Origin of the sequence: Streptococcus sp. SGI.013 (genome assembly GCF_050315295.1) — a bacterium.
Taxonomy (GTDB): Bacteria; Bacillota; Bacilli; order Lactobacillales; family Streptococcaceae; genus Streptococcus; species Streptococcus porcorum.
The window spans coordinates 1-322 of the sequence record NZ_JBNPOS010000109.1; the positions used below are offsets into that span (position 1 = coordinate 1).

Here is a 322-nt window from a genome sequence, read left to right on the forward strand (position 1 = left end):
TGTGTCCACATAGTTAACAATAACTGAACCTGTCTTAGCTGTTTCAGACTCAGACGCTGATGTTGATGCTGACTCAGATGCTGACTCAGATGCTGATGTGCTTGCTGATTCAGATGCTGATGTTGAAGCTGATTCAGACGCTGATGTTGAAGCTGATTCAGACGCTGATGTTGAAGCTGATTCAGATGCTGATGTTGAAGCTGATTCAGACGCTGATGTGCTTGCTGATTCAGACGCTGATGTTGAAGCTGACTCAGATGCTGATGTTGAAGCTGACTCAGATGCTGATGTGCTTGCTGATTCAGACGCTGATGTCGAAGCT

1 protein-coding gene is annotated in these 322 nt (G+C 45.7%); it reads right to left on the reverse strand.

Features of this window, described 5'->3' with window-relative positions; translation table 11 throughout:
* Window positions 1–322, reverse strand: a 322-nt coding sequence (locus ACQRDX_RS09590; RefSeq protein ID WP_427897470.1) for a hypothetical protein, incomplete at both ends; no start/stop codon positions are given.